This is a genomic window from Brevundimonas sp. (assembly GCF_030656255.1).
Lineage (GTDB): Bacteria > Pseudomonadota > Alphaproteobacteria > Caulobacterales > Caulobacteraceae > Brevundimonas.
The window spans coordinates 1-9,351 of record NZ_JAUSOE010000145.1 but is presented as its reverse complement, the minus strand read 5'-3'; the positions used below and the strand labels follow the sequence as shown (position 1 = coordinate 9,351).

General features: G+C 66.7%; 9 protein-coding genes. 6 read left to right on the top strand and 3 right to left on the bottom strand.

The annotated features are described in order from the left end of the window. From atpA to Q7J26_RS14355, 5 genes are all read left to right on the top strand, one after another. On the top strand, positions 1-1,204 hold a 1,204-nt coding region (gene atpA, locus Q7J26_RS14375; RefSeq protein WP_304937083.1), incomplete at its 5' end, for a F0F1 ATP synthase subunit alpha. A gap of 34 nt (positions 1,205-1,238) precedes the next feature. Beyond that, on the top strand, positions 1,239-2,117 hold the full coding sequence (locus tag Q7J26_RS14370) for a F0F1 ATP synthase subunit gamma (protein ID WP_304937082.1): 879 nt from the start codon (positions 1,239-1,241) through the stop codon (positions 2,115-2,117). Between the two features lie 37 nt (positions 2,118-2,154). Next, positions 2,155-3,702: a F0F1 ATP synthase subunit beta gene (gene atpD, locus Q7J26_RS14365; protein ID WP_370651952.1), complete on the top strand. Its 1,548-nt coding sequence runs from the start codon at positions 2,155-2,157 to the stop codon at positions 3,700-3,702. A 2-nt stretch (positions 3,703-3,704) separates the two neighbouring features. Continuing rightward, entirely contained in the window at positions 3,705-3,974 is a 270-nt protein-coding gene (locus Q7J26_RS14360) for an ATP synthase F1 subunit epsilon (protein WP_304937081.1), read from the top strand. Between the two features lie 85 nt (positions 3,975-4,059). Beyond that, positions 4,060-5,193: a serine hydrolase domain-containing protein gene (locus Q7J26_RS14355; protein WP_304937080.1), complete on the top strand. Its 1,134-nt coding sequence runs from the start codon at positions 4,060-4,062 to the stop codon at positions 5,191-5,193. 4 nt (positions 5,194-5,197) lie between these two features. On the opposite strand, the gene rarD is transcribed toward Q7J26_RS14355, so the two are convergent. Both rarD and Q7J26_RS14345 read right to left on the bottom strand, forming a co-directional pair. Continuing rightward, positions 5,198-6,121 (bottom strand): EamA family transporter RarD, encoded by a 924-nt coding sequence (gene rarD / locus Q7J26_RS14350; protein ID WP_304937079.1) that lies wholly within the window; start codon positions 6,119-6,121, stop codon positions 5,198-5,200. Between the two features lie 143 nt (positions 6,122-6,264). After that, the gene (locus tag Q7J26_RS14345) at positions 6,265-7,311 is read right to left on the bottom strand and encodes an aspartate-semialdehyde dehydrogenase (RefSeq protein WP_304937078.1); all 1,047 of its coding nucleotides are present in this window, start codon (positions 7,309-7,311) and stop codon (positions 6,265-6,267) included. Positions 7,312-7,450: 139 nt separating this feature from the next. On the opposite strand from Q7J26_RS14345, the gene zapE reads away from it, so the two are divergent. Beyond that, positions 7,451-8,542, top strand: coding sequence for a cell division protein ZapE (zapE, locus tag Q7J26_RS14340; RefSeq protein WP_304937077.1), 1,092 nt, complete (start codon positions 7,451-7,453; stop codon positions 8,540-8,542). A gap of 90 nt (positions 8,543-8,632) precedes the next feature. On the opposite strand, the gene Q7J26_RS14335 is transcribed toward zapE, so the two are convergent. Continuing rightward, positions 8,633-9,351 (bottom strand): malate dehydrogenase (locus tag Q7J26_RS14335; RefSeq protein ID WP_292124003.1); only part of this gene is annotated, 719 nt, incomplete at its 5' end.

The following is a 9,351-nucleotide window of genomic DNA, read 5'->3' as shown; positions in this document are numbered from 1 at the left end:
CCCGCTGGGCGAGCCGATCGACGGCAAGGGCCCGATCCAGTTCACCGAGCGCCGCCGCGTCGACGTCAAGGCGCCGGGCATCATCCCGCGCAAGTCGGTCCACGAGCCGATGCAGACCGGCCTGAAGGCCATCGACACCCTGATCCCCGTCGGCCGCGGCCAGCGCGAGCTGATCATCGGCGACCGTCAGGTCGGCAAGACCGCCGTCGCCGTCGACACCATCCTGAACCAGAAGAACGTCAACAAGACCGACGATGAGAGCGCCAAGCTCTATTGCATCTACGTCGCCATCGGCCAGAAGCGTTCGACCGTCGCCCAGATCGTCAAGACCCTCGAAGAGGCCGGCGCGATGGAATACACCATCGTCGTCGCCGCCACGGCGTCGGAACCGGCTCCGCTGCAGTTCCTGGCGCCCTTCGCCGGCACCGCCATGGGCGAGTTCTTCCGCGACAACGGCATGCACGCCCTGATCGTCTATGACGATCTGTCCAAGCAGGCTGTGGCCTATCGTCAGATGTCCCTGCTGCTGCGCCGCCCGCCGGGCCGCGAAGCCTATCCGGGCGACGTCTTCTATCTGCACAGCCGCCTGCTGGAGCGTTCGGCCAAGCTGAACAGCGACTATGGTTCGGGCTCGCTGACGGCCCTGCCGATCATCGAAACCCAGGCCAACGACGTCTCGGCCTATATCCCGACCAACGTGATCTCGATCACCGATGGCCAGATCTTCCTGGAATCCGACCTGTTCTACCAGGGCATCCGCCCGGCCGTGAACGTCGGCATCTCGGTGTCGCGCGTCGGCTCCTCGGCCCAGACCAAAGCGATGAAGAAGGTCGCCGGCACCATCAAGGGCGAGCTGGCCCAGTACCGGGAAATGGCCGCCTTCGCCAAGTTCGGCTCGGACCTGGACGCCTCGACCCAGAAGCTGCTGGCCCGCGGCGCTCGTCTGACCGAGCTGCTGAAGCAGCCCCAGTATTCGCCGCTGGCGATGGAAGAACAGGTCGTCTCGGTCTACGCCGGCACGCGCGGCTATATCGACGGCATCGCCGTGAGCGACGTCGGTCGGTTCGAAAAGGAGCTGCTGGCCCGCATCCATGCGAACCACGCCTCGCTTCTGGAAGGCATCCGCACCAAGAAGGACCTGACCTCGGAACTCGAAGCCGAGCTGAAGGACATCCTGGCCGCCTTCGTCAAAACCTTCGCCTGATCCCCGCCGGTAGTTAGAGGAAGAGCAACGCCGGATGGCCAGCCTCAAGGAAATGCGCAATCGGATCGGAAGCGTGAAAGCCACGCAGAAGATCACGAAGGCCATGCAGATGGTCGCCGCGGCCAAGCTGAAACGCGCCCAGGATCAGGCCGAGAGCGCCCGACCCTATGCGCGCAAGATGGCCTCGGTCATCGCCAATCTGGCGGCCGGCGTCTCGGGCGCCGACGCGCCGAAACTGCTGTCGGGCACCGGTCAGGACCAGCGTCACATGATCGTGGTGGCGACGGCGGACAAGGGTCTGGCCGGCGGTTTCTCGACCAATGTCATCCGCGCCGCCCGCGAACGGATCAACAGCCTGATCGCCAACGGCAAGGACGTGAAGATCATCGCCGTCGGCCGCAAGTCGCGCGACCAGCTGGTCCGTCTGTACGGCGAGAAGGTGATCCACACCTTCGAACTCAGCGCCCAGAAGACCATCGGTCTGCCGCTGGCCCAGCCGGTCGCCGAAATGATCGCCACGGCGTTCGAGGACGGTCAAGCGGACGTGGTCACCCTGTTCTACAGCCAGTTCAAGTCGGTCATCCAGCAGGTGCCGACCGGCAAGCAGCTGATCCCGGCCGTTGTCGAAGGGGACGCCCAGCCCATCGACCTGAACGGCGCGGTCTATGACTACGAGCCCTCGGAAGAGGAAATCCTCGAGACCCTGCTGCCGCGCAACCTGACGACCCAGATCCTGGCCGCTCTGTACGAGAACCAGGCGGGTTTCTTCGGGTCACAGATGGCGGCGATGGACAACGCCACGCGCAACGCCGGCGACCTCATCAACGCCTTGACGCTGCAGTACAACCGCAAGCGCCAAGCCCAGATCACCACCGAACTGATCGAGATCATCGCCGGCGCCGAAGCCCTCTGATCCCGACCGAACAGACATTCCGATACGGACCCCAGCCATGACCGACACCGTCGCCCCCAAGAAGCCCGCCGCCCGCAAGCCGGCCGCCAAGAAGGCCGCTCCTGCCGCCTCCATGGCAGCCGCCCCCGTCTCCGCCGTCGCCACGGGCCGTATCGCCCAGGTCATCGGCGCGGTCGTGGACGTCGAGTTCACCGGCCACCTGCCGGCGATCCTGAACGCCCTGCACACCCAGAACATCGACCAGAAGACGGGCGAGCCCTTCACCCTGGTGCTGGAAGTCGCCCAGCACCTGGGTGAGAACATGGTCCGCACCATCGCCATGGACACGACCGAGGGCCTGACGCGCGGCCAGGCCGTGTCGGATACCGGCACCTCGATCCAGACCCCGGTCGGACCGGGCGTGCTGGGCCGGATCATGAACGTCGTCGGTCAGCCGATCGATGAAGCCGGCCCGATCCAGACCACCCAGTACCGCCCGATCCACCGCGAGGCCCCGACCTTCGAAGAGCAGACCAACTCGTCGGAAATCCTGGTCACGGGCATCAAGGTGATCGACCTGATCTGCCCCTACACCAAGGGCGGCAAGACCGGTCTGTTCGGCGGCGCCGGCGTCGGCAAGACCGTCACCATGCAGGAACTGATCAACAACATCGCCAAGGCGTACGGCGGTTATTCGGTTCTGGCCGGCGTGGGCGAGCGCACCCGCGAAGGCAACGACCTGTATCACGAGATGATCGAGTCCAACGTGAACGTCGACCCGGCCAAGAACGGCGGCTCGACCGAGGGGTCCAAGTGCGCCCTGGTTTACGGCCAGATGAACGAGCCTCCCGGCGCCCGCGCCCGCGTCGCCTTGACCGGCCTGGCCCAGGCCGAGTATTTCCGCGACGAAGAAGGCAAGGACGTCCTGCTGTTCGTCGACAACATCTTCCGCTTCACCCAAGCCGGTTCGGAAGTGTCGGCTCTGCTGGGTCGTATCCCGTCGGCCGTGGGCTATCAGCCGACGCTGGCCACCGAGATGGGCAATCTGCAAGAGCGCATCACCTCGACCAAGAAGGGCTCGATCACCTCGGTCCAGGCCATCTACGTCCCGGCCGATGACCCCACCGACCCGGCGCCCGCCGCCTCGTTCGCCCACCTTGACGCGACCACCATGCTGAGCCGCGACATCGCCGCCCAGGCCATCTTCCCCGCCGTCGATCCGCTGGACTCGACCTCGCGGATCATGGACCCGCTGGTCATCGGCGAAGAACACTACAACGTCGCCCGTTCGGTCCAGGAAGTCCTGCAGCAGTACAAGGGCCTGAAGGACATCATCGCCATCCTGGGCATGGATGAGCTGTCGGAAGAGGACAAGCTGGTCGTCTCGCGCGCCCGCAAAATCCAGCGCTTCCTGTCGCAGCCCTTCTTCGTGGCCGAGCAGTTCACCAACGCCCCCGGCAAGTTCGTCGAACTGGCCGACACGATCCGCTCGTTCAAGGGCATCGTCGCCGGCGAATACGACCACCTGCCGGAATCGGCCTTCTACATGGTCGGCGCCATCGAAGAGGCCGTCGCCAAGGCCGAGAAGATGGCTTCGGAAGCCTGATCATGGCCGGCAAGCTGAACTTCTCCCTCGTCTCGCCGGAACGCGAGGTCTTTTCGGGCCTTGTGGACCAGGTGGATGCGCCGGGCGTCGAGGGCGACTTCGGCGTCCTGCCGGACCACGCCCCCTTCATGACCGCTCTGCGCGAGGGTCTGGTGACCGTCTATAACGGCGCCGCCCGGACCCAGTACGACGTCAAGGGCGGCTTCGCCGACGTCAACGGCGAAGGCCTGACCATCCTGGCCGAACAGGCGACCGAGGTCGTCGCCGCCTGATCCTTTCCAAGGGTCGGAAAGATTGAGGCCTCCCGTTTCGGCGGGAGGCCTTTTTCGTGGGCGGCGGTCGCGCTAGGACCACGCCATGACCGAAGCTCTCGACATCCATGGCGTCTGCGACCCCCGTTTCGGGGCGGTAAAGGACGCCTTCGCCGCCAATTTCACCGATGCGCCCGAGGGGCTGAACGAGCAGGCGGCGCGGTTCAGCGTGCTGATCGACGGGGAGGCGGTCGTCGATCTGTGGGCGGGCCATGCCGACACGGCGCGGACCACGGCCTTCACCGAGACGACCCTGACGCCGGTGTTCTCGACCGGCAAGGCGGTGATGGCCCTGCTGATCGCCACCGCGGTCGAGGCGGGCCGGCTGGATTATGAGCAGACGGTCGCCAGCCTGTGGCCGGCGTTCGGGGCGGCGGGCAAGGCCGGGATCACCGTGGGCCAGTTGATGAGCCACCAGGCGGGCCTGCCGGGCTTTTCCGAGGCGGTGGATCCGTCGGTCTGGTTCGAGGCGGCGTCCGTCCTGGCGCGGCTGGCGGCCCAGGCGCCGATGTGGGAGCCTGGCACGGCGTCCGGCTATCACCCCGTCACGGTCGGCTATATGGCCAACGAGGTCTTCCGCCTGGCCACCGGCCGGACCATGGGCCAGGCCCTGCGGGCGGACTTCCCCGAGCTGGACCTGTGGATCGGCCTGCCCGAGAGCGAGCATGGCCGGGTGGCCCAGATGCGCAAGCCCACGGCGGCGCCCAGCCTGGGAACCGTCGATCCGATCAAACAGGCGGCCTTCCTGGACCGGGGCTCGGCCCCCGGCGGGCGGGGATCGACCGAATGGCGCAAGATGGAAATCCCCTCAGCCAATCTGCACGGCACGGCCCTGGGCCTGGCGCGGATACTGGGGGTGGTCGCCAATGGGGGCGTTCTGGAGGGGCGGTCGGTGCTGTCGGTCGGGACGCTGGACCAGTTGACGCGCGAGCGTATCCACGGACAGGACAAGGTGCTGCCCTATGTGATCAGCTGGGCGGCGGGCCTGATGCGCAACGACGGGCTGAACGTCTTCGGTCCGGGCGAAGCCTGGGGGCACTATGGCTGGGGCGGGTCCATGGCCATGGCCGATCCGTCACGCCGGCTGTCGGCCGCCTATGTGATGACGCGCCAGTCGCCGCACCTGATCGGCGACCCGCGCCCGCGCCGTCTGCTGGAGGCGGTGTACGGAGCGCTGTGAGGTCTCAGCCTGGTTCGGTCAGGGCCACGGCGCGGCGTGCGGCGCGCGACCGGGAGGCGGCGCCCAGTGCAAATACGCCGGCCCCGGCCCAGATGAAGACGAAGGAGACGATCCGCAACGGCGTCAGGGCCTCGCCCGCCCAGACGCCGCAGGCGAACTGGAGCGTCGGGGCCAGGAACTGGATGAAGCCGATGGTGGACAGGGGCAGACGCCGCGCCGACCAGGCGAACAGCACCAGAGGGATCACTGTCGCTGGGCCGTTCACCAGGGCCCAGGCCAGGCCGGCGGGCGAGGAAAAGCCGGTCGCCTGGCCGTGCGTCGCCAGCCAGGCCAGGAAGACCGCGCCGATCGGCAGCAGCAACAGACATTCGACGAACAGACCGGTCTGAGCCGAGGCCGGCACGCGTTTGCGGATCACCGCATAGGCGCAGAAGGTGACGGCCAGGGTCAGGCCGATGATCGGCACATGGCCCAGGGCGATGGTCTGGATGACGACGCCGACGGCGGCCAGGCCGATGGCGACGGCGCTCCAGCGGTCGATCCGTTCACGGAACAACACCGCCCCCGCCGCCATGTTCAGCAGCGGATTGATGTAATAGCCGAGGCTGGCCTCCAGCGTCGCATGGTGGGTGGTGGCGAAGACGTACAGGCTCCAGTTGGTGGCGATCATCGCCGCCGACAGGGTCAGCCAGGCCAGGGTGCGCGGCGTCGCCAGCACCCGCCGCGCCTCGCCCCACTGGCCCGCCAGCAGCAGGAACAGGCCCGCCACGAAGACCGACCAGACCGCCCGGTGGGCCAGGATCTCGGGCGCGCCGAACCCGTGGGTCGCCATGGCCATGAACAGCAGGGGCAAGAGGCCCCACAGGGTGTAGCAGGCGACGGCCGTGCCGACGGCGCGGGGATCGTTGGGGGCGGCGGCGGCGGTCATGGGCGCGTGTCCTTTCACGCCCTGCCGTCATCCTCGGGCTTGACCCGAGGATCGGACGCGGCGGGCGCCTATGCGTCGCTCGTTTGCACCAGCGGCTGAACATCCGGTCCTCGGGTCAAGCCCGAGGATGACGGGGCGGAGGGTCACACCTTGATCGAACGATACCCCGACGACGAGGTGATCACGCCCGTCTCGTCCAGCAACTGGGCGATCTGGACGGCGTTCAGGGCGGCGCCCTTGCGCAGGTTGTCGGACACGACCCACAGGTTCAGGCCGTTCTCGACGGTCGGATCCTTGCGAATGCGGCTGACATAGACGCCGTGTTCGCCGGCGGCGTCGACGGGGGTGATGTAGCCGTCGTGCTCCTGCTTATCGATGACCAGAACGCCCGGCGCCTCGCGCAGGATGGCGCGGGCCTCGTCCGGGGCGAGGGGGCGGTCGAACTCGATGTTCACGGCTTCCGAGTGGCCGACGAAGACCGGCACGCGCACGCAGGTGACGGTGACCTTGATGTCAGGATCCAGCATCTTGTGCGTCTCGTCCGACATCTTCTGCTCCTCGTCGGTCGAGCCGTCCTCGAGGAAGGAACCGATGTAGGGGATGACGTTGAAGGCGATCTGTTTGGGGAACTTCTTGGGACGCGCGTCGCCCAGGCCGTAGATGGCCTTGGTCTGGTTCCACAGCTCGTCCATGCCTTCCTTGCCGGCGCCGGACACCGACTGATAGGTCGAGACCACCACCCGCTTGATCTTGGCGGCGTCGTGCAGGGGCTTCAGCGCCACGACCAGCTGGATGGTCGAGCAGTTGGGGTTGGCGATGATGTTCTTCTTCTTGGCGTCCTTGACCGCGTCCGGGTTCACTTCCGGCACGATCAGGGGCACGTCCGGGTCCTTGCGGAAGGCCGAGGAGTTGTCGATCACGATGGGGCCGGCCTTGCCGATCTTCTCGGACCAGGCGCGCGAGACCTCGCCGCCGGCCGACATCAGGACCAGATCGACCTTGGAGAAGTCGAACTGCTCGATGTCCTGACATTTGATGGTCTTGTCGCCGAATGAGACCTCGACCCCCTTGGACTTGCGCGAGGCGATGGCGTGGATTTCGTCGACGGGGAATTCCAGCTCCTCGAGGATGTTCAGCATTTCGCGGCCCACATTGCCCGTGGCCCCGACGATCGCGACGCGATAACCCATGTTTCTTGTCCTTCGGACGCGCTGTCGCCTGGCCTGCGGGCCGAGCGGCTTGAGCGCATTGTAGTGATGGCCCTGCAAATAGGCGTTCGCAGCCGCTAAGCAATCGCTTTTCGGCCGTGGGGACTTTAAGCAGGGCTTCATGACCTCCCGCATTCGAAACGCCTACGACATCCGCGTGGAAGAGGGCGTGCTGACGCCCGATCCGGCCCAGGCCGAAGTCCTGGTCGCCCTGGAGCGGCTGGAGGTCGATCTGGCCAAGCTCGGCCTGTTCGGGCGCGCGCCCGAGGTGAAGGGGGTCTATCTGTGGGGGCCGCCGGGACGGGGCAAGTCCATGCTGATGGACCTGTTCTATTCGGCCACGCCCGAGCCCCGGAAAACCCGCGCCCATTTCCACGCCTTCATGGCCCGGATCCACGACCTGGTGAAACAGTGGCGCGAGGGGGACGCCAAGGCCCGCAAGGCCGTGTTCGGGACGCATAAGGGCGACGACCCTATTCCCCCCATCGCCAAGCTGATCGCGTCCGAAGCCCGGCTGCTGTGTTTCGACGAGCTTCAGGTGACGGACATCGCCGACGCCATGATCCTGGGCCGGCTGTTCGAGGCCCTGTTCGAGGACAAGGTGGTGCTGGCCATCACCTCGAACCGGGCGCCCGAGGACCTGTACAAGAACGGCATCAACCGCCAGCTCTTCACTCCCTTCATCGACATCATCCGCGACCGGTGCGCCGTGGTCGAAACGGGGGGCGCGCGCGACTGGCGGCTGGACCGGCTGAGTTCGGCCGAGATCTGGCATACGCCCGACGACCGGGCCGGGTTCGAGGAGCTGTGGCGCGAGCTGAAGGGGGGCGAGCCGGAGGAACCGGCGCACCTGACCGTCCTGGGCCGCGACATGGTGATCGAACGCACGGTCGGCTCGATGGCGCGGGCGAGTTTCGCGGACCTGTGCGGCCGGCCGCTGGGGCCGCAGGACTATCTGGCCATCGCCGAACGGTTCCACACCCTGTTCCTGGAGGACGTGCCGATCCTGAGTTCGGCCAACCACCACGAGGCGCGGCGTCTGGTGACTTTGGTGGACGCCCTTTACGAGGCCAAGACCAAGCTGATCGTCCTGGCCGCCGCCCGGCCCGAGGCCCTCTATACCGAAGGGGTGGGGGCGTTCGAATTCGAACGGACCGTGTCGCGCTTCAACGAGATGCAGAGCAAGGACTGGCTGGCCCACGTGCGGGAGTGACAGCTCCCTCTCCCGTCGGCAGACGGGAAGAATTGAAAAGGGCCTGCGGAGCGATCCGCAGGCCCTTCGTCATTCGATCTGGATGATCGCTTAAACCAGCGAGGCGTCGATATCCTTGCAGGCCTGCAGCAGGCCCTGGACCGAGGCGACGGACTTTTCGAACATCGCCTTTTCTTCGTCGTTGGTGGTGAACTCGATCACCTTCTCGACGCCGGCGGCGCCGATCATGGCCGGGACGCCGACGTAGAGGTCGGACAGACCGTATTCGCCCGACAGCCAGACGGCGCAGGGCAGGACGCGCTTCTGGTCCAGCAAGTACGACTTGGCCATGGCGATGGCCGATTCAGCCGGGGCGTAGAAGGCCGAGCCGGTCTTCAGCAGGGCGACGATCTCGCCGCCGCCCTTGCGGGTGCGGTCGACGATGGCGTCCAGCTCGTCCTGCGACAGGAAGCCGGCCTTGACGGCGTCGGGCAGGGGCAGGCCGCCGACGGTCGAGTGGCGCACCATCGGCACCATGTCGTCGCCGTGACCGCCCAGGGTCCAGGCGTGGATGTCCTGAACCGACACGCCGGTCTTTTCAGCCAGGAAGTAGGCGAAGCGGGCCGAGTCGAGCACGCCGGCCATGCCGACGACCTTCTCCTTGGGCAGGCCCGAGAATTTCTGCAGGGCCCAGACCATGGCGTCGAGCGGGTTGGTGATGCAGATGACGAAGGCGTTGGGGGCGTGGGCCTTGATGCCCTCGCCGACGGCCTTCATGACCTTCAGATTGATGCCGATCAGGTCGTCGCGGCTCATGCCCGGCTTGCGCG